The following is a 26,295-nucleotide window of genomic DNA, read 5'->3' on the forward strand; positions in this document are numbered from 1 at the left end:
CAAGGAAAGGCGTCTAGTGAGCCCAGTCAACCGCAGCCAGGGCAGAAGGTTTTGGGCAGGTGGCCACCAATGGGGCAAGGTCCGAAAGAAGGACGAGTTCATCGCTGGCAACTTCTGGCAGCACAACTACGACCCCGACTTCGATGACTACGCGTCCAGGAGCACGTGGGAAAAATTCCGCCAGATCGAGGTAGGTGACTGGTTCGCTATCAAGGGCTACGGCGGCCAGAATGACCTCGTCGTGTATTACGTCGGTCAGGTGGTCGGCAAGGACGAGGACGAAGCGCGCCTCGATCTCGAGCGACGCCACGACATCCCACTCTTCCGCGGTAAGGCGCCCGCTGGTCCGAGGTGGTTCGACAGCCTTGTCCTCTGCGAGCAAGCCGAAGTCATTGGCGCGATCTTCCTGGCCTCAACTCTGCGGGTCCCAATCCCTCGATCGTCCAACCCATGCTGCCCAAACCCTCACCTATCCCGCACACAAACACCATCTTCTTCGGGCCCCCAGGCACGGGCAAGACCTTTCGAGCCCGTGAACTCATGGCGGCCTATCGAGACGCAGGAGGCCCTTTACAGCCGCCAGCGAGCACGGTAACGCCTGATTTGAGCGATCTCAAAGACTATCAATTGGTCGCGTTGACCTTGCATACCATCGGCCGCAGCACGACGGTGCCCGAACTGCAGAAGCACCCGTTCATTGTCGAACGCTTCGGTGCACTTACCTCGCACTTGCTCAATCGTCGGCTCTGGCGCGTCCTTCAGGAACGTACGGTCCTGGAGTCGAAGACCGTTGGGACCACGTCGCGAAGAGGTCCTTTCATCTTCGACAAAGACTCAGAGAGCCGGTGGTATCTGTCCAAAGGACTGCCGGAGGACCTGGAAGGGCTGGTCTCGGACGGGTTGCCCCAAAGCGCCGGGCCCGCCGCGCCGCGGGATAACTCCCTCTTCGTGACCCTCCATCAGTCCTATTCCTACGATGATTTTATAGAAGGCATCCGACCTCGTCTTCGGGAGAATGACGACGCGGAGGGACTCTCGTACTCCCTCGTCGACGGGGTCTTTATGCAGGCCGTGCGGCGATCCCTCGCCCTGACGGGCTTCGAGCAGCCGCTCTCCAAGTTCTGTGAGCTGACCTCCGAAGCACGTCGCAAATACCTGGACGGCGCCCCTCGGTTCGCGCTGTTCATCGACGAGATCAACCGCGGCAACGTTTCACGCGTGTTCGGTGAGCTGATCACCCTGATCGAGGGGGACAAGCGGCTGGGCGCGAACAACGAGCTGATCGTCACCTTGCCGGTCTCCGGGCAGCGCTTCGGCGTACCTTCTAACCTCGACATCATCGCCACGATGAACAGCGCGGATCGCAGCGTCGAGGCCTTGGACACGGCCCTGCGCCGTCGATTTGCCTTCGAGGAGGTTCGTCCGAATCCCGACCTGCTCGATTTCGACTTTCATGGCGGCATCAGCGCATCCAGGCTCTTGCGAACGATCAATGACCGCATCGATCGGCTCTACGATCGCGACCACCAGATCGGCCACGCTTACTTCATCGAGTGCAAGACGCAGCCGAGCCTCGACTCGCTCAGGCGGGTCTTCCGACTCCACATCCTGCCGCTGCTCCAGGAGTATTTCTTCGGCGCCTGGTCCAAGATCGGGCTCGTCCTCGGCGAGCGCTGGGTCAAGCAACGAGGGGCTCAACAGGTCCAGTTCGCCAACTTTCACCACGACGACTCCGACTACGAGGATCGTTCGATATTCGACATCATCGATCCCCGAGATGCCCAAATCGAAGATTTCCGCGCCATCTATGAACCATGACTACGCCGCCTCGAATAGTCGTATTTGAGCACGGCAAGCTCGTCGTCGGCCAGGAGTACGACTGCGCCGACGGCGGGAAGCTCCGCTTCGAGCTCAAACACTTCGAGGCCCTGGCTCGCTTCGTCTCCCGGTCCCGCTGGAAGCCGTACACGCTCGCTCATCGCAGCGTCTGCTTCGGGGGCTGGGTCGGCGCCCTGCGCGTCGGGCGGCTCCTGATCGAGGTCCTTCCCAAAGCGGATCGGCACGCCTGGGAGGCCGATGACCCGCCGCACTGGCGGCGAGCCCTGTCCATGATGCTGCGCACCGCTCGCAACACGACGCTCAAGCACGCCGAACTCGCCCCTCTCGACGAAGAGAACGCCTCCCTGATGGAGATCTACATCGAACGCTTCGTCGGCTGCGTCGAGAAGCTCCTCCATCACGGCCTCGTGCGCCGATACCGGCAGGTCGAGGACAACCTGCCGAACTTCCGCGGCCGCCTTCGTGTTGTTGAGCACGTCCGTCACAACTGCGCCAACGAGGCTCGTTTCTTCGTGGAGCACACGACGTATGACCATCAACATCGGCTGAACGAGGTCTTGTTGGCGGCCCTGTACGTGGTTCGCGACCTTCCTATCTCTGCCGGGCTCCACGGTCGGTGTCGCCGCTGCTTGCTGGCGTTCCCGCCGATTGAGCGGCGACGGCTATCCACGAGTGAGCTAGCCAAACTCCCGCTCGACCGCGCGACCCGACAGTACCAGGAAGCTCTGGAGCTCGCGCGTCTCCTTCTGCTCCACCATGCGCCCAGCATGGACTCGGGGGGCCTCGACGTGCTGGCGATCCTGGTCCAGATGAGCCGCCTCTTTGAAAACTTCGTCGGCCAGCTCTGCCGGCGCACCAATCTCCCCGGGTTGCGCGTCTCGCTGCAGCGCTCCGTTCCGTTCTGGGGTCCAGACGGGGGCACGATACGCGATATCCGGCCGGATATCATCGTCGAGCGCAAGGGATATCATCCGCTCGTGATCGACGCGAAGTGGAAAGCCCTGCCCATCGTGGGCCCTTCGGTCGATGATATCCGTCAGATATACGCGTACAATCAGTACATTGGAGCCACCCACTCGATCTTGCTGTACCCCAAGTCCCGCCCCGTACAGACGATCCTATCCGGTAAATTTCACAGCCATGACCACCGGCTTAGCACCGCTGCGCTCGAGCTGGACCCGGCAGGAACGGCGAACTTGAAGGCGCTGGTGGAGCAGATGCAAACCATCGTCGAGCGCGCGTCGACGGCGCACCCCGTATCGTCTATCTCGTCAGAAGGCACTCTATGAGCATCTTCGCCCGCCTCTCCCCCCGCCTGCAGGAGGCGATCGTCGCGCGCCTCGGCTGGACCAGCCTGCGCCCCGTGCAGGAGCTCGCCGGCGAGGCACTGCTCGCCGGCAAGAACGCGGTCGTGCTCGCACCGACCGCCGGCGGTAAGACTGAGGCCGCGATCTTCCCGACGCTCTCGCTCCTGATGGAGCACCCCGCCGACGGCGTCGGCGCGCTCTACATCGCCCCGATCAAGGCCTTATTAAACAACCAGGCCGAGCGCCTCGGCACCTACACCGAGATGGTCGGCCTGCGCCGCTTCGTCTGGCACGGCGACACCCCGAGCGCCGACCGCACGCGCTTCGTCCGCGAGCCGGCCGAGCTGCTCATGACGACGCCCGAGTCGCTCGAGGTCATGCTCGTCTCACAGCGGGTCGACGCGACCAGGCTATTTCGCGACCTGCGGATCGTCATCATCGATGAAGTCCACGCGCTCGCCGGCAGCGACCGCGGCGCCCACCTGCTCAGTGTCGTCGAACGCATCGCACGGCTCTCCCAACACGACGTCCAGCGGGTCGGCCTCAGCGCCACCGTCGGCAACCCCGCGGAGATCCTTGTCTGGCTGCAGGGCACCTCGCAGCGGGAGGCGACGATCGTCGACCCGCCCAAACAACCCGCCAAGCGCCAGCTCCTCGTCAGCCACCGCCCGAGCCTGCCCGAGCTCGCCCGCGACGCCGCCCGCGTCGCCAGGGGCGCCAAGAGCCTGTTCTTCTGCCAGACCCGCAGCATGACCGAGGCCGTCGCCGAGCACATGCGCAGCGCTGGCACGACCGTGTTCGTTCATCATAGCGCCATCTCGCGCGAAGAGCGGCAGCTCGCCGAGGAGAAGTTTACTACGGGCAGCGATGCCTGCATTGTGTGTACTTCCACGCTCGAGCTCGGCATCGATGTTGGCGACCTCGATCGCGTCCTCCAAGCCGAGGCGCCCGATACCGTCAGCTCGTTCCTGCAGCGAATGGGCCGTACAGGCCGCCGTGCCGGCCAGGCCGCCAACACCTCTTTCTTCTGCGAGACCGCGGAGGGGGTGCTGCAGGCGATCGCGCTTGTCGAGCTCGCGCGCGAGGGTTGGGTCGAGGACGTTACGCCGCAGGCTCGGTGCTGGCCAGTCTTCATTCATCAGCTCCTCGCCATGTCGCTCGCCAGCGACGGCGTGACCTTCGAGGACGCCTGGCAGCAGCTCCAGTGCGTGCCCGACTTCCGCGGGATCCACCGGGCGGAGGCCGAGCGCCTCGTCGCCTGGATGCTGCGCGACAGGTCGCTGATCCTCCTCGACGGCCGCCTGCTGATCGGCCCCAAAGCCGAGCGCCGCTACGGCCGTCGCAACTTCATGGAGCTCTACGCGGTCTTCTCGAGCCCGCAGACCTACACCGTCGAGACCACAAGTAACCAACCGCTCGGCACCCTCAATCAAGGCTTCGTCGATCGACTGGTCGAGGGCGTGAGCTGCTTCTTGCTCAGCGGGCGTCCGTGGGCGGTGCTGGCGATCCGCCACGACGATCGCCGCATCATCGTCGAGCCCGCGCCGCGCGGCCGTCAACCGACCTGGGGCGGCATGCTGCCGCAGTTCCTGGGCGAACGACTGTGCGCGAAGATCCGCGACATCATCGCCGCCGCCGACGTCCCGCAGTACCTCACCGCCGAGGCCGCGGACGCCCTCGCGCTCCAGCGCGCGGCGATGGGCGCCTTCGCCGAGCCCGGTCGCGGCAGCATCGAGGACGCCGAGGGCGAGCTCCACTGGTGGACCTTCGCCGGCGGTCGGATCAACCACACCCTGCGTTACGCCCTCGGCGCGCTGCACAGCGGGTGGAAGATCATCCCCGACAACTTCCTCATCAAGATCCGCGGCGAGGGCATCACCCGACGCGATCTTCTCGAGGCGATCGACGCCATCGCCGAGCCCGAGTTCTGGGCCAATGAGCGCCTCTGGCAGGACATCGCGGACACCCTGCCGGCGTACCGCCTGAGCAAGTTCCAGCCGCTCATGCCCGCGTGGGTCGAGCGCGAGAGCCTCGCCAGCTACCTCCTCGACGTGGGCGGCGCGGCTCGCTGGCTCACTGGCCGCGCGCCGACTCGCCTGCCTGACCTCGCCGGCCCCGCGCCGACCGAGGCGCCGATCCTCGAGCCCACACCGGCGACTGAACCCCCGCAGCCGGAGCGCGAGGCTCCAGGCCAAGGCCGCGTCCGCTGGATCGCCACCAGTGCCGACTTCCTGGCCATGTGCGACAAGCTCAAGCGAGAGACCGTGCTGGGCTTCGACGTCGAGACGACGATGTACACGCACATCCTGTGCCTGATGCAGATCGCCTGCGCAGACGCGGTCTACCTCGTCGACGCACTGTCGGTCACCGACCTCGCCCCGATCGCCCCGATCCTGAGCGACCCGGCGATCATCAAGGTCATCCACAACGCCACCTTCGAGCGCACCACCCTCAAGCGCTACGACCTCGTGATTGACGGCGTCGTCGACACCCTGGTCGTCTCCCGCCGGCTCCGCGGCAAGAACGTCGGCAGCCACAGCCTCAAGGCGGTCTGCGCCCGCGAGCTCGGCCTCGAGATGGACAAGGCCGACCAGACCAGCGACTGGACCCAGCGCCCCCTGAGCCCATCCCAGCGCGCGTACGCTGCCCTCGACGCCGAGATCCTGCTCCACCTCCATGCCCACTTCGGCGGCCCGACGCCGGAAACGTTGAACCCGCAGACTCGCCTGCCTGGTTCATGACTCTGCGACCGATCAGGACGTGCCATGAGCTCTGCCACAGCCACATCTGCCGTTCTCCTATCGTGGGTCGCTACAAACAATGACCCGTATGAGCGCGAGCGCGGGTCGCGGGAGTATGTACGGCGTAACGGCGAGCCCGTGGCGGGTCCATCGCTTACGCTGCTCGCGGACGAGTCCTCCTCGTATCGCGGTCGCATCACCGCCGCGGTGTTCTTCTACCAGCGGTCGCACAAGCGGACGTTCGAGGACCTCGTGGAGGTGCTGGCGGAGACGGTGCCGAACCTTGAGCTGCACGAGGAGGTCTTCGACCAGGAGGACCCCACCGACCACGCGGCCATTTTCGAATTCCTGCGAGAGGCGTTACCGCGGATCCGCCGCAAGTTCGGTGATCGCGAGCTGGTAGTCCACCTATCGCCTGGGACCCCCGCGATGCAGACAGTGTGGGTCTTGATGGCCGAGACGGGGTTCATCAAGCAGCCTTTCACGGTCGTCCAGTCGTACCGCGCGGTCGATCGCCGCGAGCGCCCGACTGTCATGCCGGTCAGACTCGGCATTGACACCTTTTACAAGCGCTACCAGGAGTCGCGCCCAGGCGGAGCGGATACCGCGGAGCGGTCAGTCGGCTGGAAGCCGCGGTTCGAATCGCCGAGAAGCGCTGCCGTCTATCGCGAGGCGCAGCGTCTCGCGGGACTCAAGGTCCCCATACTGATCCTTGGCGAGCGCGGCACCGGAAAGACGCAGCTCGCCGGATGGATCCGCCAGTGGAGCCGATGGCGAAAGCCCGAGCGCGACCGGAACTGGCCGGCGATCGCCTGCGGCCAATACACACCGGAGACGATGCGCGCCGAGCTGTTCGGCCACAGCAAGGGCGCGTTCACGGACGCGAAGGAGGCTCGCCCCGGCCTCCTCAAGCACGCACACAAGGACACGCTATTCCTCGACGAGATCGGAGACATCTCCCGCGAGCTCCAGCGCCTGCTCATCAAGGCGCTCGAGGAGCGCCAGTTCCAGCCGCTCGGGTCCACAACGGTCGAAGAGTCCGACTTTCGTCTGCTCAGCGCGACGAACCTGTCCCTCACGGCGCTGCGGGCCCGGCTCGACGCCGACTTCATGGATCGGATCAGCCCATTCGTGCTGCGTGTGCCGGCGTTGCGCGAGATCCCCGAGGACATCGGTTGGCAGTGGGACGAGGTCCTCGTAGCGGCCGCTCGTCGGGCCGAAGTCGACCTGCGGTACGCGAAGATGGCCGAGCCCCACCGTCGACGCGTGCTCGCGGCGCTCCGTGCCCATCCCCTGCCAGGTAATCTCCGCGATCTGTTCCGCGTCGCATGGCGTTTCCTCGCCGCCCGCGCCGACCAGGAGGCGCCCCTCACGGTGGCGGACGCCGTCGACTACGCCCTCCAGGCGCTCAACGGCGACTCGCCGGACGTAGCCAACATGGGCGCGCATGGCCTCGCTCGCGCTTTTGCCGATCGCGTTGCTCTCGAGCCTATCCTCCTTGATGACGGCCCGCTCGATCCCGAGCGACTGATCGCAGAATTCAAGCGATGGTTCGCGCAACAGGTCGCAGTGCTCGCGGAACGAACAGGTCGGTCCGAGTCCGAACTGACCACGATGAACGACCGGACCCTTCGCAACTGGCGGCGGAAAGAGGGTTCCGCGGGCCCGGAATAATCCTGCCGAAAAAGCCGCGTCGCGCGGCCACGCAACATGGCTGATCCGGGATAATCTTTGTTTTTCAATGATTTGACTTCTGCATGAGCCGTTCGGCACAGCACGTGGACTTGGTGGGCATGGCTCGCCGGGGTGGCGAGGCCATGAGGTCCACATGCACGAACAGCCCAGGCTCACACATCACGCCGTCGAGCGCTCCCGCGCCCGAGGGATCCCCACGAAGGCCATCCATGCCGCGCTCGTGTACGGCAAGCACCGCGCGATCCGCGGGGCCGACGTGTACACGGTCGGCTGGCGCGAAGTGCGGTTGGAGGCACGGTATGGCATCGACCTCTCTCGTTGGGAAGGGATCGAGGTCGTCTGTGCGCACGATGGCCGGATCCTCACCGTCTACCGCAACAAGAACTCGCGGGCGCTCCGCGACCGCCCGGCTCGCCACGCCGCTTGATGGAGGGCCACATGGGTTTCGCCTCGTATAGCGAAGATATCATCAGCCGCCTTGGCGGCGACCAACGCCCCCGAAACAAGGAAATCCGCCCAATGAGCCGCCTCAAAGAATTCACCGTCCAGAATGCCCGCCCGCTCCCTGTCATCTTGCTGGCCGATGTCTCCGGCAGCATGGGGGTCGACGGCAAGATCCAGGCCCTCAACCACGCCGTACGCGAAATGCTCGAGGCGTTCCAGGACGAGGCCGATCTACGAGCCGAGATCCACGTCTCTGTGATCACATTCGGCGGCCAGGCACGGACACACCTGCCGCTGGGCCCGGCTCAGAATGCCAAGTGGAATGACCTCGGTGCCGCCGGAGGCACTCCCATGGGCGCCGCTTTCGACCTCGCCCGTCAGATGATCGAGGACCGCAACGTCGTCTCGAGTCGGTCGTACCGCCCGACGATCGTGCTCGTCTCCGACGGACAACCCACCGACGCCTGGCAACAGCCGCTCGAGGCGTTTCTCGCTAGCGAGCGCGGCGGCAAAGGCTTCCGCATGGCCCTGGCCATCGGCGCCGACGCCGACAACGCCGTACTCAAGACTTTCCTGGCCGACCCGCGGCGCGGTATACCGGGCCGACGAGGCGAAGCAGATCCGGACGTTCTTCCAGTTGGTGACGATGAGCGTATCGAGCCGGTCGCGGAGCGCGAACCCCAACAGCGCCCCACCCATCGCCGACGGCTGGGACCTCTGATGATGCGGGTGGTCGCAAGCTCTGTCCGCGGCCCCGCGCACACACGCGAAGGGCAACCGTGCCAGGACGCCTGGCTGGCGGTACCAGGACCGCGGGCCGCGCTCGCCGTTGTGTGCGACGGCATGGGCAGCCGCCCACGCGCGCGGGAGGGCTCCCGTGCAGCCACGCAGGCGGCCCGCGACGCCTGGCGCATGTGGAGCCGATCTCCGACCGGCACCATCGAGGATATGATCCGCTTGCTTGAGGTCTGCTGGCGACTCCGCCTACGCGTCCCCCCCGAGCAGGCCGCGACCACCTGTCTGCTCTACGCCGAGGACGGCCACGGACGCGCTGCGCTCGCGCAGCTCGGCGACGGACTGATCGTCCGGCGAACCGCGACCGGCACCGTAACGATCCACCCCTCGCGCGCCGAGGGCCTCGGCCGCACGCAGGCGCTCGGCACCCCACACACGCTTGCCGACTGGTCGCTAGGGCTGACAGCCCCTCTCGATGTGGGCGAAGCGATCGCCCTCGCCACAGACGGCGTGTCCGATGATCTCGACGCCACGCGCCTCGGAGCGCTGATCACATGGGTGATCGACGAACTCGGTCCCCATCCTCATGCCGGCCGTCTGCTCCGCGCCGAGCTGCACAACTGGCCCGTTCCCCATCACCGCGACGACAAGACCCTCCTCGTTCTATGGAAAACCCCCACCTCAACGAAGTAACCGACGAGAACAACGCCGTCCACCGGCTCGAGCATAAGATCGGGGTCGGTGGTCAGGGCGTCGTCTGGCTGGTCAAGGGCGGCCGGCGGGTCGTCAAGCTGCTCCGGCGCGGCGACCCCGAGGCCCTCCGCAGACAGTTCCTGTTCGTGCGCCGGCTCGACCTCTCGGGGCTTCACGTAGCGAGGCCGCTCGCCGTCCTGAAGCCGCCGCTCGTCGGCTATGTCGCCGAGTTCCTCGGTGACATGACCCCCCTCGGCGCCCTACTCAGGCCCCCCGCGACCGACCTGCTGCGCTGGCACATCGAGACCGGCGGTCTGCGCCGGCGTTTGAGGCTCCTCGCGCACGCGGGGAGAGCCATCCTCGGCCTACACGGGCGCGGCGTCATCTACGGAGATGTCTCGCACCACAACGTCTTCGTCTCCGAGCCCGTGGCCGCCCACGAGGCCTGGCTGATCGACCTCGACAACCTCTCCCACGAGTCCGACCCGCGACGCGCAATCTATACCCCCGGATACGGCGCGCCGGAGGTCGTCGCCGGCACAGCGGGCTGCACCTCGCTATCGGACGCCTGGGCCTTCGCGGTGCTGGCCTGGCAGACGCTCACGCTCACGCACCCCTTCCTCGGAGACCTCGTCCACGACGGCGAGCCCGAGCTCGAGGAGCGTGCCTTTGCCGGCAAACTCCCCTGGGTCGGGCACGCCTCCGACCCGCGAAACGCGTGTACCCGGGGCCTCCCCCGAGCAGGTCCTGGGCAGCCGCCTGGTCGACCTCGCTGCCCGCACCTTCGAGCAGGGCCTCGCCGACCGCAAGCAGCGCCCGGGTGTCGCCGAAGTGGGTCGAACGCCTGCACGCCGCGGCCGACCTGACCGTCTTGTGCCCCGGATGCGCAGGCACCTACTTCGTCCCGAGACGTACTGCCCGTGGTGCGACGCGCCGCGGCCCGCAGTGGTCCCCGTGCGGCTCTGCCGGTGGCAGCCGGACCGGGGCGTCGTCGCGGGCGCGGTTAAGCTCGGCCATTTCCGCTGACCACCGGGCCCTCGCGCTCACCCGACGCGACACTTTCGGGCAAACCGGCGTGCTCGCCCGCGAGACGCATGTCGAGCTCGCGCTCGTCGAACGCGGGATCTCTGTACGCGCTCGACCCGGGTTCGACGCATGGATCGCGCCGATGGCCAAGGCGAATACCGAGAGATTCTCGCTCGCCGAGCGCCCCCGGATCGTCCCGCCGAGTGGTTGGATGATCTTCTTTGAGGATCCCACAAAGCCGCAGCGCGTGGCCCTGCTCGGGAGGAGCACATGAAGATCTCCGAAGTCACCGGCGGCCAGGCCGCCACGCTGCGGGTCCGCCCCACCAGTGATTCGTTTCAGCTGCTCCCGTCGCGCGAGGAGGAGGTCCGGGTCACGCGCTCAGCCGACCAGACGCTGCTCTCGTTCGGCGGATCCGTCTGGCCGGTCATAGGCGTCACGCCGGTTGATGACACCGCGTTGGTCGCGGTCGTCGGCAGCGGACTGCCGATGGTCGCCTTCGTCGTGCAGGCTTCCGCCGGGAGCCTCGTCCTCGAGACTCGCCGCTTCACGCAGGAGCTCCGGGTGGTCGAGCCGCTGCAGTTCGGGGTCGACGAGAAGGTGCTCGACGAGATCCGCCTCGTACATCGAGTCAGCGGCACCGTCGCTGACGTCAGTGCGTGGCTCGAGGATCGCCTCCTGGTGCCGTCCGTCCCCGGCGAACCAGCCCACCTCCGACGGATAATTATCTCCGGCGACGCCCAGGACAGGCTCGACGCATTCCGAATTTACGGCCATCGGATCGCCGCCGATGTTCGCCGCGCGGACGACAAGCTACGGATCGATAAAGTCGTTCGCGGGGGACGCACCGGCCACCAGCGTCTCACGCTGCTATACGCGCCTGCGTCGGTTGTCGACGCCACGCTAGCGGCCGAGCTCCATGGCAGCGTGCGCACGACGCTGTCCCAGGCGGTCACCGGCGGGGACCGGTACCTTCAGACCTGGCAGACGTACCAAAAGATCGAGGAAGAGACCGTCTTGCGGCGCGCGCGTACCTTCGGCGCCCTCGAGTACACCACGCGTGAGCGTCGGCGCGAGGACGGGGGGTGGCGGTTCACCCTGGCGCCGATCGACGACCTTGCCGGTCGCCTCGCTCTGCTCGGTGAGGCCGAACGCTTCGAACTCGAGGCCGGGAATGCTCCCCCCATTCTCGATGGCGAGCGAAGCTCGGTCGGGGCCCCGCGCAAGTCGGCCCCGAAGCTCTCGAATTTCACCGCGAGAGTGCTTCGGGTCGACGAAGCGAGGCGGATCGTCGATCTCGCCGCACCTGACGACGATGACGAGCAACCGACCCCGCCCAGGTCCGGCTATCTCTATCTGGCGATCGGTGGAGACAAGGCGCGCCTCGACCGTCGTCGTCGAGCCGAGGAAGCGTTACGCACCGGCAACTGCCCGCTCCCGCAGCTCGGCCTGCTGATGGAGGGCCAGCCGGCACCGGCCGCGCGGATGCCACGCCGCGACGCGATGAGCCAGGGCGTACGCGAGAGCTTCGGCGACGCCCGCCCGACCCAGCGTCAGATCGAGGCGATCGAGCGTGCGCTCAACACCCCCGATATTTGTCTGATCCAGGGGCCGCCGGGCACAGGGAAGACCAAGGTGATCACGGCGATCGAGCGTCGTCTCGCCGAGCTCGCCGACGAGGGCGTCGAACCCTCGCACCGCATCCTCGTCACCGCGGCCCAGCACGACGCTGTCGAGAACGTCGTCCAGCGTAGCGAGGTCTTCGGCCTCCCGGCGATGAAAGTCGGTCGGCGACGGCGCGGCACCGACGCCGCCGTCGATCCTGCGCAGGTGTTCGCCGACGAGCGCCTCAACGCCCTCCGTGCTCGTGGTGGCGCTCAGCCCGAGGCCGAGCGTCTCGGTGCAGCCCGCCGGCTCGCTGTCGCCTGCATGCGCGCCCGCTCGCACCCTGCCGAACAAGCCAGCCGGATCACCGAACTGGTCCGCCACCTCGGCGATCTCGTCCCGAACAACCTCCGAGATCGGGCGCTCGAGCGCGTCGCTGCACTCGAGCGACCCGCTGGCGCTGGCGATCCCGAGGCGCTCGAGCTGATGCTCCAGGCTGCGCGAGCGATCCGCGTCGATGATGGCCCATTCTCCGACGACGGACCCATCCAGGCTCGCAAGGCGCTACGGCGGCTCGACTCTGTGCTCACCCCGACCGAACGCGCCTTTCTCGAGCGGTGCGCCGCTGTCGAACCCGAGCCGGTACCCCCATGGCTCGCCGAGGGACGGGCCCACCGCGACGCGCTGATCGATCGGCTGGCCCGGCCCGCAGCAGTTTCCGAGCCGCGCCTCGACGAGGACACGCGATGCCTCCTGCTCGACATCCTCGACTCCGTTGACCGTCGACTCGCGGCTACCCGTGTTGGGGACGACGCGGCGATCGCCGCGTATATCCACGATCTCGAGACCGATCCCGACGGTGTGCGCGAGGCCCTCCAGTATTACACCGTCGTCCTCGCGGCCACCCTCCAGCAGTCCGCGGGGAAGGAGATGCGTCGCGTCCGCGGCATTGAAGATGGCCAGACGTCCTTCGAGTCCGTGATCGTCGACGAGGCAGCACGGGCTAACCCGCTCGACCTCTTCATCCCGCTCAGCATGGCCAAGCGTCGCGTCGTACTCGTCGGCGATCACCGCCAGCTCCCGCACCTCCTCGAGCCGGACGTTGAGCGGCAGCTCGCCGAAGGCGTAGAGCAGGGTACCGTTGCTTCGCAGACGCTCCAGGCGGTACAGGCGAGCCTCTTCGAGCGCCTGTGGGTCGTCCTGCGAAAGCTCGAGCAGCGCGACGGCATCCGCCGCACTGTGACCCTCAATGCCCAGTACCGGATGCACCCCGAGCTCGGCCGATTCGTCAGCCGCGAGTTCTACGAGATCCACGACGACGGTGAGATCGAGAGCCCGCGCCGCGCCGGCGAGTTCACGCACAGTCTGCCCGGCTACGTCAAGGCAGGCGGGCCGTGCATGGCTGCGTGGATCGACGTCCCCGGCGGCCTTCGGACGCGTGAGCGCAGCGGTCGCAGCAAGTCGCGCCCTGTCGAGGCCGAGGTGATCGCGCGCGAGGTCTTCCGCCTGATCGACCACGACGACGCTCACCTTCGGCGTCATCGCCTTCTACGCCGCTCAGGTCGACGCGATCGGGGAGGCGATGCTCAAGGTCGGTCTGACCGAACGCGCAAACAACGAGCGAGGATGGCGGGTCGCCGATCGTTGGGCACGGACCCTCGACGCCAGCGGAAAACCGGTCGAGCGCCTGCGGATCGGCACGGTCGACGCCTTTCAGGGCAAGGAGTTCGACGTCGTCTTCCTCTCGGTCACCCGGTCGAACGAGCTCCCGGCGGCGACCGACGAGGAGCAGCGCCGCAAGTACGGCCACCTCATGCTCGAGAATCGCCTCTGCGTCGCCATGAGCCGCCAGCAGCGCCTGTTGATCGCTGTCGGGGACCTCGGCTTCGTCAAGGCCGCCGAACCCCTGCGGGCCCTGCGGGCCTTCACCGAACTTTGCGGAGGACACCATGGCGTCGTTCGATAAGGCCACCCCGGTCCTTCGCTTCCGGCGTGGCAAGGTGCCGGGCGCCGTGTGGCTCCTCTGGCCCGTATTGGTCTGGCGGGTAGTCGCGCCGGTGCCGCGCGAGCAGGTCCTCAACTTCTTCCAGCGCGCCGTCTTGGCGCTCGCGCGCGCCGGTGTGGTCCGCGTTGTCGACGTCGCCGAGCGTCTGATGATCGGCCCGGACCTCACCGGTCTCGTCGTCCAAGAGCTGCGCGGCATGGGGCTGCTCGATCACTCCGATCGCCCCACTCACCGCGGGTTGCAGACGCTCGATGATATCGAGTTCGATCCTCCGGAGGACGCGACCTTCGGTCACGTCATCTCCGACCCTACCACGGGCAAGCTTTGGCCCCGCTTCTGCACCGGCGACCTCCCGATCGCCGATGTCGAGCCCGACGAGGAAGGCTGGCCCGTGCTCCTCGGCGGCAGCGCAGGCGACCCGTGGAAAGATTGGACGTACAGCGTCACCCCCGGCACCCAGAGGATCGTCCAGCCGGACGCCCGCGACGTACTTCGCATCGCTCGGCGGACCCGTCGGCAACACGCGCTCGACGACGACGACGGGCGGGACATCCCGCGGCTGCAACGCGTCTCGTTCGTGGATGAGATCCCTCAGCCGTACTGGCTCGCCGTATGCGTGCGCCGGCACGAGTCCGGCGACTGGATGGTCGACGACCCCTCGGACACGGCGAGTCAATCGAAATGCGGGCGCAGATCGACGCCATCCTCGATCGGCACCAGGGCTGCGCCGACGGATCTCTCGGATCATCGGCGACGATTCTGGCTCACCGTCGCTGACCCAGCTCCAGGCGCAGGCGACGTTCGACATCGATGAGCGACTGACCATGGCGATTCGCCAGCACGAACCCGTCCACGAGCGCCTGGTCGCCATGCAGCGCGCGTGGCTCGGGCATCGCTGGACGGTGCTCCGGGCGACAAGTTGGACGACGTGCTGGTGAAGGCTCAGCGAGCCGCCGAACGAACCTTGCGCATCGCCCACGATCCCTGGCGCGACATGGCTCCGCCGCTATTCACCGAGCTGGCCGAGTCCGACAAGGCGCTCAACCAGCAGCTCCTCGACACGATCGCCGGCGAGCTCGGGTTCACCACGCCCCTGCCGCCGACCCTCGCGTCGGTCCGCCGCGGCAAGGTCCAGCACGCCGAGGACAGCGGCCACGGCAGCCTGCGCCCGCTCGTGATCGTGGCGCTGCTCGGCGCCGGCCGGGACCGGGCACACCCCCTGTACCGCGCCGCAGGCAGGCACCCAGGCCTGCTCGAGCGCCTAGATCGGCTCGCACAGGCCCGCGACCGCGTCGCCCACGATAACGACGATCCCCCGTCCAGGACGGTCGAGCGCCACCGCGAGACCGTATTCCTCCTCGTCGAGACCCTCCTCCTCACCCGCTGAATCGACCGAGATATACCTGCATGAGCAAGAAGAACGGCAAGAACCGACCGAACCCCACCCCGCGGCCCCCATCCACCCCGACGGCCGCGGCGACCCCGGCGATCGAACCGACGACCGAGCAGCTCGCGCGCCTCGATCAGGTCGAGACCCAGGTCGCAGCGCTGACCGCCGAGCCCGGGCCCGTCGTTGAATGCCCTCCTGAGCCGCCTGGCCCGACCCTCGCGGAGTGTCTGCGTCGCGTCGAACCCCTGCTCCGGGACGCACGGACCCATTTCGAGAGGGCCAAGCAACGCGAGGCAGCCGCCAGGGCCGAGGAGGACCGCGTCGTCAGCGAGAAGCGGGCGCAGGACGAAGCGCTCCGGCAGGCCAGGCGCACTGCCGACGAGCAGCTCGCTGCCCGCAAGACCGAGCTCGACAGCGCCGACGCCGAGATCCTGCACCGCATCGAGGCCTGCGACGCCCGCGAACATGCGGCCGATCGGCGATCCTCCGAGCTCGACGCACGCGAGGCCCTCCTCCTCAAGACGTCGGCCGTCCTGACCGAGCGCGAGCTCAACGCCGAGCACGGCTTCCTCGCAGAGAAGCTTCGGATTCTTGCCACGGTCGAGGCCGACGCTGCCCGTCTCCGCGACGAACGTGACAGCCTCACGCAAGAGCTCGCGTCCAGGCGTGCCATCGCCGAGGAGGCCGCACGAAGGGCCGCCGACGAGCGCGCCGCGAGGTGGGCGCAGGACGACGCCCGACGGATCCAGGCGGCTGCCGACGCCCGCCTCGCCCTCGGCGCCGAACTCGCTGGCACGCGGGAGACCAGGCTGGCCAGTCTGGGCGCCGAGTTGCAAGACCGGCGCGCCCGGGCCGAGGCAGAGCTGCAAAAGCACCTGAGCGCCCGCCGCGCTGCCTTCGATGACGAAGCTGCGGCCCTCGAAGCACAGGCGAGGGCGCTCGCCGAGCAGGAGCGGGCCCTCCGGGGCACCGAGCTCGACCTGAAATCCGAGCAGGACATCCTCGCCGAGGACCGAGCCGCACTGGCGAAGAAGGTCGAGCGCCTGGTGGCCGAACGCACCGAAACCCTGCGTCACGAGGCCGCATCGATCCAGCGACAGCTCGCCGACGCCCGCGCCCAGCGCGATGCCTACGCGGCCGAGATCGACGCCCGTCGCGAGCTAGACCGGCGCTTCGGCGAGAAGGCCCCCGAACACATCCTCGCCGACATGAACCACCTCGAGCGCGAGCGCGAGGAACTCGTCCGCCAGCTCCGCGATCGTCCGGACGCCCGTGACGGCGAGCGCCTCGCCGCGCTCCTGCGCGAGCGCTCGGCCTGGCTGGAGGAGCAGGCGATCCTTCGCGGCGATCTGGCGAAGGCCGCGGGAGAGCTCGCCACCCGCCGGCTCGCCGCGATCGAGCTCGAATCGCTGCGGAAGGAGAAGGAGGCCCTCGAGGTCCACAAGCAGCTTCTGGACGGCGCCCTCGACGAGCTCCGCGCCCGCGTCCAGGAGCTGACCCGGCAGGAGGACCACCGAAACCCGATGACGGCCCTCACCAGCCTCGACATCGTCGAGGCGCTCCAGAGCGAAAAACGGACCATCACCCCGCTCCGCCAGGCCACGCCGACACTCCGCGGATCGCCGACGACCTTCGGCACCGGATCGCCACCGGCATCGACGGGCGGACGCTCTACTACGCCGCGCGAGACGTCCGCGCGTTCCTCGGTGGCCTCGCCATGACCCGCCTGATGCTCCTGCAGGGGATCTCGGGCACCGGCAAGACCAGCCTCCCGCTCGCCTTCGCCAGCGCCGTCGACGGCGGCCGCGAGGTCGTGGAAGTGCAGGCCGGCTGGCGCGACCGCCAGGATCTCGTCGGCTACTACAACGCCTTCCACCGCCACTATTACGCGACCAACTTCCTGCAGGCGCTCTACCGTGCCGGCACACCTGCCTTCCGTGATCGGCTGTTCTTGATCGTCCTCGACGAGATCAACCTCTCGCGCCCGGAGCAGTTCTTCGCCGATTTCCTGTCCGCGCTCGAGCAGCCCATGGAGGACCGGCGGCTCACCCTCGTCAGCGATCCCGTCGCGGACGCGCCGCGCCTCTTGGTCGACGGGCGCCATCTGCCGATCCCGCCGAACGTCTGGTTCATCGGCACCGCCAACCACGACGAGAGCACGGCCGAGTTCGCGGACAAGACCTACGACCGTGCTCACGTGATGGAGATGCCGCGTAACACCGGGGCGGCCCGCTTCGGATCAACGACAGGGCACCGCGCCCCGATCTCCTACAAGGCGCTGATGGAGGTGTTCCAGGGGCGCGCGGTCGGCAAGCCGACGCGGCGGAGCAGGCGTGGACCTGGCTGCAGCACGCCTCGTTCGCCCGCACGATCGAGCAGAAGTTCCGGATCGGCTGGGGCAACCGGCTCGAGCAACAGCTCGCCGCTTACTTGCCGGTCATCGTCGACGCCGGCGGCACCATCGGCGAGGCGATCGATCACCTGCTCGTCACCAAGATCCTGCGCAAGCTCAAGGACCGCCACGACATCCGCGTCGACGCCCTGGAGCAGCTCCAGGCGCAGCTCACGGAGGACTGGAAAGGGCTCGACGGCACGCAGCCCGAGCGCTGCATCGACCTCCTCGGGCGGGAAATCGCCGCCAAGAAAGTCGAAACCAACGAGTGACACGCTTTTTCGACCGCCTCGGCGGCGCTTCGTCGACGCTCCCCCGGCCAGCCGTCTGTGACGCATGGACGGCCGACGACCGGCGCTTCGGCGACGAATGGCCTGCTCTCGCCGGCGACGCCGTGCTGGGGCGCTGGCCCGACGAACTCGAGACCGAGGCGGCGACCAGCCTGGCGATCACATTCGGCGACGACGCAGCGTGGGACGACCTTGCCGGCGTACCAGCCGTCGTCCAGGGGATCGCCGAGCGCGCCCGCCTCCAGCCGCTCGACCGCGAGATCCTCCGCCATCTCCCGCACCTCCAGCACGTCTGTCACCGACCCCGTCTCCACCTCCGCGTCGACGAGGAGCGCGTTCCCGGTCTCACGTGCGCGCCGGACCCCCGTCCGTGCGGTCGCCGACCTCGTGTCGCACCCCGGCGACTGGGAGCACCGGACGCTCCGCAGCATCCAGCCCTCTCGGTACTCGCCCGCCTCATCGAGGACGAGTGGAACCTCTACGAGAACCGCGTCGCCGCCCGGCTCGTCGATCATCTCCTCGCCTACGTCGCCCGACGCCTGACGGAACTGCACAAGGTCGAACGTTCGCTCCGCGCCCACAAGGAGAACGTCGACGAGGGCACGACCTCGTTTTGGCGCGCGCGCCGGATCATGACCCTCTGGGCAGGGGCGCTCGACTCGAAGATCGAGGACGACCTGCGCGCGACCCGGCAGCAGATCGAGCACGCGAGGCGCGAACTGCAAGCCCTGCTCGACGCGCCACTGTACCAGCAAGTGCCCCGGCGAGTGAGCGTCGCCCTCTCGCTGCAACCGACGAACATCCTCGTCAACGACGCTCACTACCGCAAAGTCGCGGCGCTCTGGCGGGCGTGGGTCAAGCTCGGCCACAGGCGGCAGGAGACGCACGAGCAGCGCGCGGCCCGGCGACAGCTCGAGGCGCGTGCATGGGACCGCTTCGTGCTGCACCTCGTCATCCGCGCCTTCTCCAGCCTCTCGTGGAGCGCCACCTGCACGCGAGCGGGCTGGACGCTCTCGCGCGATGGCCACTCGACCGTCGACCTGACACGCGACGATCAAGGCGTGATCGTCCTGCCCGCCGCCGAGGGGGCCGCGCTCCGCCTGCTGCCGCTCTGCGCCTCGTTCGCGGAAGAGGACGGCCCTGGTCTTCTCGCACAGCTCCGGAGCTGGGACCGGCTCGGCGCCCTCGTCGCGGTTTACGTGCATTCCCCAGTCGAGCGGGTGGGCGTGGACGTTGGAGCAGAGGCGGTCCAGATCCCGCTCGAGAGGTTGGATCCCGATCGGGCGAGCGGCTGGATCCTCGCCGAACGAGCTGCGCTTCTCGGGTGCTCCCCCTGGGCCATCGACAGCGAGGAGCGCATGACGCGGATGCTCAACGGCTGGATCCATCGGACCACTGTCCCCCGCTACCCCGCGCACGAGAAAGTACGCGACCTTGCCGACCCCCCCGGCGACTTGGCGATGGCTCCGCTACGACGGCATCCACCTCGTGGCGCTGCAGGCTCCCACTCAGAACGAGCATGACGCCGCGGCTACATGGGCAGCCGCCAAGGAGGCCGCCTGCGAGGTCCAGGCGCGCGTGGCGAAGGCCGCGAGGCAACCCATCGATGTCGCGCCGATCGCCGCGATCAAGAAGTTCAGCCCGTGGGTCGACCAGGCCGCCAGCGTCGGCGACCTGGGGACCTGCCCGGTCTGCGGCGAAGGCGGCCACGTCGAGGCTCGACCCGGCAAGGAGCCGACGGCTCCGACGCAACATGGTGGGCCCACTGCACCGCGTGCGAGCGTGAGTGGGGGCTGCGGCTGTGCCGGGGCTGTGGCGTCCGCTACCGGGCACTGACGCCAGGCATCGGGCTTGACCTCCAACAGACGGCCGGCAGCGTTGCCGAAGCAGAATGGCCCGACAGAGTGCTCGGGCGCGATGTATGGGCGCAGCCTTGCCGACAAGCACCTCGACAGTTTCGTTGTCCAGGTTGTGGGAGATGCGCCCAGGGGGAATGCGGGCGGTGCCAATAACCACCGTGGTTCGTCGTGGCGGTCGGCGAAGACGCGCACCCGCTCAACCAACACAAGCCGCGGGAGTTGGCCCCACCAATCGAGGGCGAGGCGCTCAGGAAGCCGGTGAGATTGCTCCGGAACGCCCCTGTGGCTGACCGCCACCCAACGGGCGGGCAACCCGGTGCTCCTCGCCCGCGTTTTCGCCGTCGACGCAAGTGCGGCGGCCGGATGCGCGTCCTCGAGGTCGTCGACGACAAAAAGCCAGGCAAGCCACCGCCGTGGACCTACCACTGCGCAACCGCAGGCGTGTGGCAACGATCGCGGCACCGGCGACGCCGCGCCGACCGCGCGCCCGCCGAGATACATCCAGGAGGGCGCCGGTTGCGACGCCACCGGATCCCAAACGGCTCGCGCCCCACCGGCCCTGCCGCCGCGCCGAGGCGGCGCTCAACCCTTCTCTAGCTGTGGACGGGCGATACGGAGCTGTGATAAAAGCCTTCACCATCTTGGTAGAAGACTTCTTGACTCACTAGCTCGCCATGGATATTCTCTTCAGAACAGAGGCTCTGCGGACGTTGTGCTCAAGCGAGCGCGAAGCGAAGAAGCAACTCGGAGCGAACTCGGCCAAGAAGTTGAGAACACGCCTCGCCGATCTCCGTGCCGCTGCACGGGTGAGCAATTTGATCGCGGGACGGCCCCACCCACTCAAAGGCGATCGAAGTAGTCAGTTCGCCCTGGATCTCCATGGCGGCATGCGCTTGGTCTTCGAGTCCGCGCACGCGGCCACCCCCGTCACGACAGACGGAGCCATCGACTGGCAGCAAGTGTCCGCGCTGCGTATCGTCTTCATTGGAGACTATCACGATGACTGACTCAAGTACGTTCGCGCCCGACTGGATCTCACCACCTGGCGATACCATCGAAGATCTGCTCGCAGAAAGGGGCTGGTCGAAGGCCGAGTTTGCCGAGCGCACGGGCTTCACTGCCAAGCACGTCAACGAATTGGTCAAGGGCCGTGTTCCAATCACGGCCGACGCCGCCGAGCGCCTTTCGCGGGTGCTGGGATCGACATCGGATTTCTGGCTCGTTCGCGACGCACAGTATCAAGCTGCGCGCGAGCGACAACGGGCGATCAAGTCTGCGGTCGAGGATGCAGGCTGGTTGTGCGAGTTGCCGCTCGCATGGATGCGAAAGCAGGGGTGGGTCCTGGGTCGGCGTGACAAAGGCGAACAGGTCCTCGAGTGCTTGAGCTACTTCGGTGTTGCGTCAGTCCCTGCCTGGCGAGAACAGTATGCCGCCCCGCTCACCGCATTTCGGGCGTCCGATAAATACGAGAAGCGAATCGGCGCCATCGCTGCTTGGCTGCGAAAAGGCGAGATCGAGACCAGCAAAGTCGAATGTGAGACATTCGACAAAAGCGGCCTGCGCGCCAGCCTCGCCGAGATTCGCGCCCTCACGACCGAACCGGACCCAGGCGTGTTCATGCCTCGACTGGTGCAGATTTGCGCGTCGAGCGGCGTGTCGCTAGCTTTCGTGCCTGCGCCCACGGGTTGCCCCGTAAGCGGAGCAACCCGATGGCTAACGCCAAACAAGGCCATGCTCTTGCTGAGCATGCGTCATAAATCGAACGATCATCTTTGGTTCACCGTGTTTCACGAGATTGCTCATTTGCTGCTGCACGGCAAGCGGATGCTCTTCATCGAAGGCATCAACGGACTGGACCCCGCGTTGGAGCGCGAAGCCGACGTCTTCGCTGGCGAGACCCTCATCTCCGTGGACGACGCTCGGCGCCTGAAGGAAATCGCAAAACCTAATGTCGCCAAGGCCAAGATCATCCAGTTCGCGGAGGAGATTGGTATCGCGCCCGGAGTCGTCGTTGGGCGGATGCAGAAGGAAACATGGATCCCATGGTCACACCTGAACGCGCTCAAGACCCGGTACGTTTGGGCCAATGAGCTTTAAGATTCAGGCGCTCGAGCCAGTTTCCGCCCATGGCGCGCTGGGGCGGCGAATGGCAGAGGGCGCAGCGCTGCTGGTCGACCATGTGCTGCCTGCATTCGGCTATCGACAGTGGGTGCTGTTGTTCGTGGGCTCGATGGCCGTGCGCCTCCGGTACGACCAGTCGCTCCTGGCGACGGTCGCCGAGACTCCAGCCCGCACGAGGCGGGTCCGGGCCTCGGCCGCCGCGACTTGGGTCGGAGTCGGCGGCGAACCGCGCCACCCCGAGCTCGACGCAGGTGGCGCTCAAGCTCCTCCCGAGCTTCGAGAGCACCAGGTAACGGCCAACGACCGCGCCGCGCTCGAGATCCGTGGCCGTTCGTGCGGCAGATGACGTCGCATCGCCTTGACTGGGCCCAGTGCCGTGTGAACGATCGTGGACGACGAGAGGGTCATGATTCAGCCCCTGGGCGAATTCACAAATGACGACGCGGACTTGTGGCGAAAGGCGAGCGCTTACAAGGGGTTGTGAAAATCCGCGTCATCGTGTTTCCAACAGTAGCGAGGCGAGCCATAAGGCATTGAAATAACTTGGGAACCGGACAGCGCTTCGGTTCCCAGGATGTTTCAAAGCCGGCCGGGCGGTCAAGACCACGCCGCTCCAGGACCTCTACGCGAGCCTTCCACGTGAGCGCCATGCTTGCCCGGCGTAACAGATCGATCTCGCCAAAGACAAGGTCGGTGACGCAACGACGATTCCAACGGTCAGTGCCCAGGACTACCGCATCGCCGGTGCGGGTCACGCTTCCCGGATGACCCGCGATGAGCCAACACCAACAGGAGAACGAAGGTCATGCCCGAGGCCCTGCAGAATGTGACGTTCGATATTACTTCAGGAGCCCTGGCGTGGATCAGGGTGGTGATGCGGACGTCTGTACAAAAGACGGCCGCAAGAGCGCGTATACCTCGCGGTCAAGAACATCGGCGTAACTCTTGAAGGCCGCGTCAAGCTCTTCACCGAATACAAGGTCACGGAGCTCGTGACCAACAATACGTGCCTTGTATGGAACGCATGGCACTCGGAGGAGCTGCCCTACCACATTGTCAAGATGGCGGTGTCCCTTTCCCCCGTCGTATCTCCCTACGAGCGAACGTGGGAAGTCTCCGGCAGGCAGCATGGGGACATGACCATCCCTGCAACTGCCGGGACCGTGATCACGAGCGGGACGTATCGCATCGACGGCGATGGCAGCGACCAAACGAATGCGCGCGTGCAAATGAAGCTCGCCGTACCGTTCCTTTTGCAGGATATGAACGCGATCGGTCCTCCGGGATGAAGCTCCGCGTCGGCGCCGGATTCGACGCGGCGAAACTCGTGCGCCTTGTCGAGGCGCTCGCGGGGTGCGACGCTGCCGCCGAGCGTGCGGATCGGCCTTGGCCCGCATCCGGTAGAATGTCCGCGCGCTGATGCCCTCGCGCGTCACCGCCTGCTGACAGGGCCAGCTATTTCCACAGGTTCGCCGCGCGGGCCGCGATGACCGCACGGACCTGACCGAAGCGCCCGGCGCCGCGGATCTTCGCCAGCGCCGGGCAGTGATCCATCCACCCGACGTCGACAAACGGTTGCCCCGGCAATCTCTCGAGGACGTCGAGCGCGGCCTCGATCAGCCCAGACGCCGCGTACAGCTCGATCCCGACCTGCACCAGAACACCTTCAGCGACGCGGCGGACATGGATCCGGCGGTCACCAGCAGCTCGTCGAGCGTCTGCTTGACCCGCTCCCCGCGGGCGAACGCCCGCAGCGGCTCGATCATCGCCCGCGTGAAGTGGTCCGGAGGGGTGACGATGTCGATGCGATCCGCGGTGAACCCCGCGAACACACGATCGCCCTTCCACACGGCCACGCGCGCGCGGATGAGGTTGGCGGTCGCCTCGCTGCCGGTCGCTGCGATCGCCTGCTCGAGCACCTGCTGGCTCCGGTCCCATTGTTGGGACAGCGCGTACGAGCGGGCCAGGTTCCACCACGCATGCTGGACGTTCGGCTCGATCCTCAGGGCGAACTCGGGCGCTTGATCCCCTCGTCGAGGTGGCCAGACTCAACCAGAAAGCGGCCGAGGTAGGCCGAGGCCTCGGCGTCCCGCGGGTCGCGGGTGAGCGCCTCCTTGAACGCCCGCACGCCGCCGCGCAGGTCGCCCTGGTGGATCCGGACCAGGCCGAGTGTGTCAAAGGTCGCCGCCGAGCCCGCGTCGGCGTTGAGGGCCCGCAGCGCCCAGTCCTCGGCCTCGGCGACCTGCGACCGGGGGTCCGTGCCGCGGCGTGCGAGCGCCAGTCGGACCAACAAGAGGCCGAGCAGGCTCATCACCCACGCGTCCGTCGGCGCGAGCGCATGGGCCCGGCGCGCCATCTCGACGCCGCTGCCGAGCGCCTCCTGGTCGTTGATCCGGTGCGACATCTCGAGCGCCCGGTCGTACAGCGCCCGTGCGGCGGGGTCGCTCGGGCCGTTCGCCGTCGCCGCGTCGCCCCGACCCGCCAGCCCGCGCAGGGGCCGCCTCGGCCGCGCGGGTCAAGGTGTCCTCGAGCGCGAACGGGGCCGCGAGCGTGCCCTCGAAGCGCTCCGACCAGCGTTGTGTCCCAAGGGACAGGTCGAGGTAACGCAGGTTGACGCGCAGGCGCTCTCCCTCCGCGCGCACGGTCCCGGTCAGCGCGAGGTCGACGCGCCCCCTGCCGGGTCAGCGCGGCCAGGTCCTCGCCGGCGAGCGCTGGCGGAACCACTTTGATCGCCCGGACCCGCGCCAGCGCGTCCGCGAGGGTCGCCGCGAGCTGATACGCCAGCGACCCGAGCGCCGGGTCGGCGCTGCCGAGCGACAGCACCGCGACGGCGCGCAGCTTCGGCGCGCTCGTCGCGTCGAGCAGCATCGTCGTCGTCCCTGGCGCCCGCGCCAGCCCGAGACCCGAGAGCATATTGGGCGCCTCGCCGCTGCTCGCGACCCCCGCGCAGCTTCTCGATCGTGTCCAACACCTGCGCGGCGTCCGGTCGCTCGCGGCGGTCGATCGCCAGCATCGAGCGCAGGAGGTCGGCCGCCGCCTCCGGCAAGTCCGGCAAGAGCTCGCGCACGTCGGGCGGCGGCTGCTTGAGCCTGGCCATGGCGATCGCGACCGGGCTGTCGCCGTCGAAGGGCGGCCGCGCGGTCAGCAGCTCGAACAGCACCACCGAGGGCGTACACATCGGTGCGCCCGTCGGGCGTCTCGCCCATGAGCTGCTCGGGCGCCATGTAAGCCGGCGTCCCGATCAATCCGCCGACCGTCAGGGCCGCCCCGCGGTGGGCCGTCGCGCGCTCGTCGGAGCCCGCTTGCTCCTCGGCCGCGCGGGCGATGCCAAAGTCCGTGATCACCACCCGCTCTTGACCCGTCAGCGGGCCATCGGCGCTGGCCCCGGCCAGCATCACGTTGTCGGGCTTCAGGTCGCGGTGGATCACGCCTGCCGAGTGGGCGGCGAGCAGCCCGCGAGCGATGTCGCCGCACACACGCAGCGCATCGGACAGGGACATCGCCCCGGCCTCCACCCGCCGCGCCAGCGAGCCGCCCTCGATCAGCTCCATCGTGATGAAGCGAAAGCCCCGCAGGAGCCGAGGTCGAAGGTCCGGGCGACGTTCGGGTGGGTCACTTTGCGCGCCAGCTTGACCTCCCGGCGGAAGCGCTCGATCGCCGCGGGATCGCTAGAGATCTCGGCCCGCAACGTCTTCAGGGCGATCACCTCGTCGAGCTCGAGGTCGCGGGCGCGGTACACCGCTCCCATGCCGCCTCGCCGAGCAGCGCCTCGATCTCGTAGCGCTGTGCAACCTTCACGCCCGGCTCGAGCAGCGCCGCGTGGACGGCTTCGTGCCCGAGGGCCGCGTGGGACGAGATCAGGGTCCGATCGAGGGAGTTAGACATGCGGAGGCCAAACGAGAGCAGGAGCCTGGCACGGTTGCGGCGCTCTGGGAACGTCGCCCCCTGCGCGCACGCCCCTGGGCCATCCCCAAGAAACGTGAAGCGCCGCGGATCTCCACAATTCAAGGGCCTCAAAGGACCTCACCTTCAAGCGCCCCGCAGGCGCCTGTGAGCCGCCTGTTTCGCGTCGAGGCTCCCGCTTTGCGAGCCTGACCTCGGTGACGACCGGGGTGGCCGTCGTCGCTCTCGACGTGCGCCAGCGCTGTGGCGA

General features: G+C 67.6%; 26 protein-coding genes and 4 pseudogenes. 21 read left to right on the forward strand and 9 right to left on the reverse strand.

The window, feature by feature from the left end; all coding sequences use genetic code 11:
* Window positions 1–13: 13 nt before the first annotated feature.
* Window positions 14–310, reverse strand: a complete 297-nt coding sequence (locus IPJ59_RS07465; protein ID WP_293270494.1) for a hypothetical protein — start codon at window positions 308–310, stop codon at window positions 14–16.
* Window positions 311–450: 140 nt separating this feature from the next.
* Between IPJ59_RS07465 and IPJ59_RS07470 the strand changes: the two genes are divergently transcribed.
* The 9 genes and pseudogenes from IPJ59_RS07470 (at window position 451) to IPJ59_RS07505 (ending at window position 10,754) form a co-directional block, all read left to right on the forward strand.
* Window positions 451–1,818 (forward strand): AAA family ATPase, encoded by a 1,368-nt coding sequence (locus tag IPJ59_RS07470; RefSeq protein WP_293270496.1) that lies wholly within the window; start codon window positions 451–453, stop codon window positions 1,816–1,818.
* Complete coding sequence (locus tag IPJ59_RS07475) at window positions 1,815–3,128, forward strand: McrC family protein (protein WP_293270498.1); 1,314 nt, start codon at window positions 1,815–1,817, stop codon at window positions 3,126–3,128. Before IPJ59_RS07470 ends, IPJ59_RS07475 begins: the two co-directional genes overlap by 4 nt.
* Window positions 3,125–5,887 (forward strand): DEAD/DEAH box helicase, encoded by a 2,763-nt coding sequence (locus IPJ59_RS07480; protein WP_293270500.1) that lies wholly within the window; start codon window positions 3,125–3,127, stop codon window positions 5,885–5,887. The genes IPJ59_RS07475 and IPJ59_RS07480 overlap by 4 nt, the downstream gene beginning before the upstream one ends.
* Before the next feature lie 207 nt (window positions 5,888–6,094).
* Entirely contained in the window at window positions 6,095–7,561 is a 1,467-nt protein-coding gene (locus tag IPJ59_RS07485) for a sigma-54-dependent transcriptional regulator (protein WP_293270501.1), read from the forward strand.
* Window positions 7,562–7,715: 154 nt separating this feature from the next.
* Window positions 7,716–8,009, forward strand: a complete 294-nt coding sequence (locus tag IPJ59_RS07490) for a DUF4258 domain-containing protein (protein WP_293270503.1) — start codon at window positions 7,716–7,718, stop codon at window positions 8,007–8,009.
* A 92-nt stretch (window positions 8,010–8,101) separates the two neighbouring features.
* Window positions 8,102–8,747, forward strand: a pseudogene (locus tag IPJ59_RS37590) (vWA domain-containing protein).
* Between the two features lie 38 nt (window positions 8,748–8,785).
* A pseudogene (locus tag IPJ59_RS37595) lies at window positions 8,786–9,454 on the forward strand (protein phosphatase 2C domain-containing protein); the annotation flags it as partial.
* Window positions 9,427–10,320, forward strand: a complete 894-nt coding sequence (locus tag IPJ59_RS07500) for a protein kinase domain-containing protein (protein ID WP_293270507.1) — start codon at window positions 9,427–9,429, stop codon at window positions 10,318–10,320. The pseudogene IPJ59_RS37595 and the gene IPJ59_RS07500, both read left to right, overlap by 28 nt.
* Window positions 10,321–10,529: 209 nt before the next feature.
* Window positions 10,530–10,754, forward strand: coding sequence for a hypothetical protein (locus IPJ59_RS07505; RefSeq protein WP_293270509.1), 225 nt, complete (start codon window positions 10,530–10,532; stop codon window positions 10,752–10,754).
* Window positions 10,755–10,861: 107 nt separating this feature from the next.
* Here IPJ59_RS07505 and IPJ59_RS07510 read toward each other — a convergent pair whose 3' ends face one another.
* Both IPJ59_RS07510 and IPJ59_RS07515 read right to left on the reverse strand, forming a co-directional pair.
* Complete coding sequence (locus tag IPJ59_RS07510; RefSeq protein WP_293270511.1) at window positions 10,862–11,257, reverse strand: hypothetical protein; 396 nt, start codon at window positions 11,255–11,257, stop codon at window positions 10,862–10,864.
* A 126-nt stretch (window positions 11,258–11,383) separates the two neighbouring features.
* Window positions 11,384–11,806: a hypothetical protein gene (locus IPJ59_RS07515; RefSeq protein ID WP_293270512.1), complete on the reverse strand. Its 423-nt coding sequence runs from the start codon at window positions 11,804–11,806 to the stop codon at window positions 11,384–11,386.
* Window positions 11,807–11,983: 177 nt separating this feature from the next.
* On the opposite strand from IPJ59_RS07515, the pseudogene IPJ59_RS37600 reads away from it, so the two are divergent.
* The 12 genes and pseudogenes from IPJ59_RS37600 to IPJ59_RS07575 all read left to right on the forward strand — a co-directional run.
* Window positions 11,984–13,540, forward strand: a pseudogene (locus tag IPJ59_RS37600) (AAA domain-containing protein); the annotation flags it as partial.
* Between the two features lie 127 nt (window positions 13,541–13,667).
* Window positions 13,668–14,051, forward strand: a complete 384-nt coding sequence (locus tag IPJ59_RS07530) for a C-terminal helicase domain-containing protein (protein WP_293270518.1) — start codon at window positions 13,668–13,670, stop codon at window positions 14,049–14,051.
* Window positions 14,035–14,904 carry a hypothetical protein gene (locus IPJ59_RS07535; protein WP_293270519.1) on the forward strand — a complete coding sequence of 290 codons (870 nt, stop codon included), beginning with the start codon at window positions 14,035–14,037 and terminating at the stop codon, window positions 14,902–14,904. The genes IPJ59_RS07530 and IPJ59_RS07535 overlap by 17 nt, the downstream gene beginning before the upstream one ends.
* Before the next feature lie 180 nt (window positions 14,905–15,084).
* Window positions 15,085–15,477, forward strand: a complete 393-nt coding sequence (locus tag IPJ59_RS07540) for a hypothetical protein (RefSeq protein WP_293270521.1) — start codon at window positions 15,085–15,087, stop codon at window positions 15,475–15,477.
* Window positions 15,478–15,497: 20 nt separating this feature from the next.
* Window positions 15,498–17,201: a coiled-coil domain-containing protein gene (locus tag IPJ59_RS07545; protein ID WP_293270523.1), complete on the forward strand. Its 1,704-nt coding sequence runs from the start codon at window positions 15,498–15,500 to the stop codon at window positions 17,199–17,201.
* Window positions 17,202–17,209: 8 nt separating this feature from the next.
* Window positions 17,210–17,611 (forward strand): annotated as a pseudogene (locus IPJ59_RS37605) (AAA family ATPase); the annotation flags it as partial.
* A 299-nt stretch (window positions 17,612–17,910) separates the two neighbouring features.
* On the forward strand, window positions 17,911–18,144 hold the full coding sequence (locus tag IPJ59_RS07550) for a hypothetical protein (protein WP_293270525.1): 234 nt from the start codon (window positions 17,911–17,913) through the stop codon (window positions 18,142–18,144).
* Entirely contained in the window at window positions 18,141–19,685 is a 1,545-nt protein-coding gene (locus IPJ59_RS07555; protein WP_293270527.1) for a hypothetical protein, read from the forward strand. Before IPJ59_RS07550 ends, IPJ59_RS07555 begins: the two co-directional genes overlap by 4 nt.
* Before the next feature lie 1,010 nt (window positions 19,686–20,695).
* Window positions 20,696–21,028 carry a type II toxin-antitoxin system RelE/ParE family toxin gene (locus tag IPJ59_RS07560; protein ID WP_293270529.1) on the forward strand — a complete coding sequence of 111 codons (333 nt, stop codon included), beginning with the start codon at window positions 20,696–20,698 and terminating at the stop codon, window positions 21,026–21,028.
* Window positions 21,021–22,118 (forward strand): helix-turn-helix domain-containing protein, encoded by a 1,098-nt coding sequence (locus IPJ59_RS07565; protein ID WP_293270530.1) that lies wholly within the window; start codon window positions 21,021–21,023, stop codon window positions 22,116–22,118. Before IPJ59_RS07560 ends, IPJ59_RS07565 begins: the two co-directional genes overlap by 8 nt.
* Window positions 22,108–22,488, forward strand: a complete 381-nt coding sequence (locus tag IPJ59_RS07570; RefSeq protein ID WP_293270532.1) for a hypothetical protein — start codon at window positions 22,108–22,110, stop codon at window positions 22,486–22,488. The genes IPJ59_RS07565 and IPJ59_RS07570 overlap by 11 nt, the downstream gene beginning before the upstream one ends.
* Before the next feature lie 790 nt (window positions 22,489–23,278).
* Window positions 23,279–23,431, forward strand: a complete 153-nt coding sequence (locus IPJ59_RS07575) for a hypothetical protein (RefSeq protein WP_293270535.1) — start codon at window positions 23,279–23,281, stop codon at window positions 23,429–23,431.
* 166 nt (window positions 23,432–23,597) lie between these two features.
* Here IPJ59_RS07575 and IPJ59_RS07580 read toward each other — a convergent pair whose 3' ends face one another.
* From IPJ59_RS07580 to IPJ59_RS07600, 6 genes are all read right to left on the reverse strand, one after another.
* A complete protein-coding gene (locus IPJ59_RS07580) occupies window positions 23,598–23,798 on the reverse strand; it encodes a hypothetical protein (protein ID WP_293270537.1) in 201 nt (66 codons plus the stop codon).
* On the reverse strand, window positions 23,759–24,061 hold the full coding sequence (locus IPJ59_RS07585; protein WP_293270539.1) for a hypothetical protein: 303 nt from the start codon (window positions 24,059–24,061) through the stop codon (window positions 23,759–23,761). Before IPJ59_RS07585 ends, IPJ59_RS07580 begins: the two co-directional genes overlap by 40 nt.
* Before the next feature lie 83 nt (window positions 24,062–24,144).
* Window positions 24,145–24,546 carry a tetratricopeptide repeat protein gene (locus IPJ59_RS07590; RefSeq protein ID WP_293270541.1) on the reverse strand — a complete coding sequence of 134 codons (402 nt, stop codon included), beginning with the start codon at window positions 24,544–24,546 and terminating at the stop codon, window positions 24,145–24,147.
* 277 nt (window positions 24,547–24,823) lie between these two features.
* A complete protein-coding gene (locus IPJ59_RS37610; RefSeq protein WP_366524550.1) occupies window positions 24,824–25,693 on the reverse strand; it encodes a protein kinase domain-containing protein in 870 nt (289 codons plus the stop codon).
* The gene (locus tag IPJ59_RS07595; RefSeq protein WP_293270543.1) at window positions 25,684–25,881 is read right to left on the reverse strand and encodes a protein kinase family protein; all 198 of its coding nucleotides are present in this window, start codon (window positions 25,879–25,881) and stop codon (window positions 25,684–25,686) included. Before IPJ59_RS07595 ends, IPJ59_RS37610 begins: the two co-directional genes overlap by 10 nt.
* Window positions 25,845–26,027 (reverse strand): hypothetical protein, encoded by a 183-nt coding sequence (locus IPJ59_RS07600; RefSeq protein WP_293270545.1) that lies wholly within the window; start codon window positions 26,025–26,027, stop codon window positions 25,845–25,847. The genes IPJ59_RS07595 and IPJ59_RS07600 overlap by 37 nt, the downstream gene beginning before the upstream one ends.
* Window positions 26,028–26,295 lie beyond the last annotated feature (268 nt).

Source organism: Nannocystis sp., assembly GCF_016714285.1.
Classification (GTDB): Bacteria; Myxococcota_A; Polyangia; order Nannocystales; family Nannocystaceae; genus Nannocystis.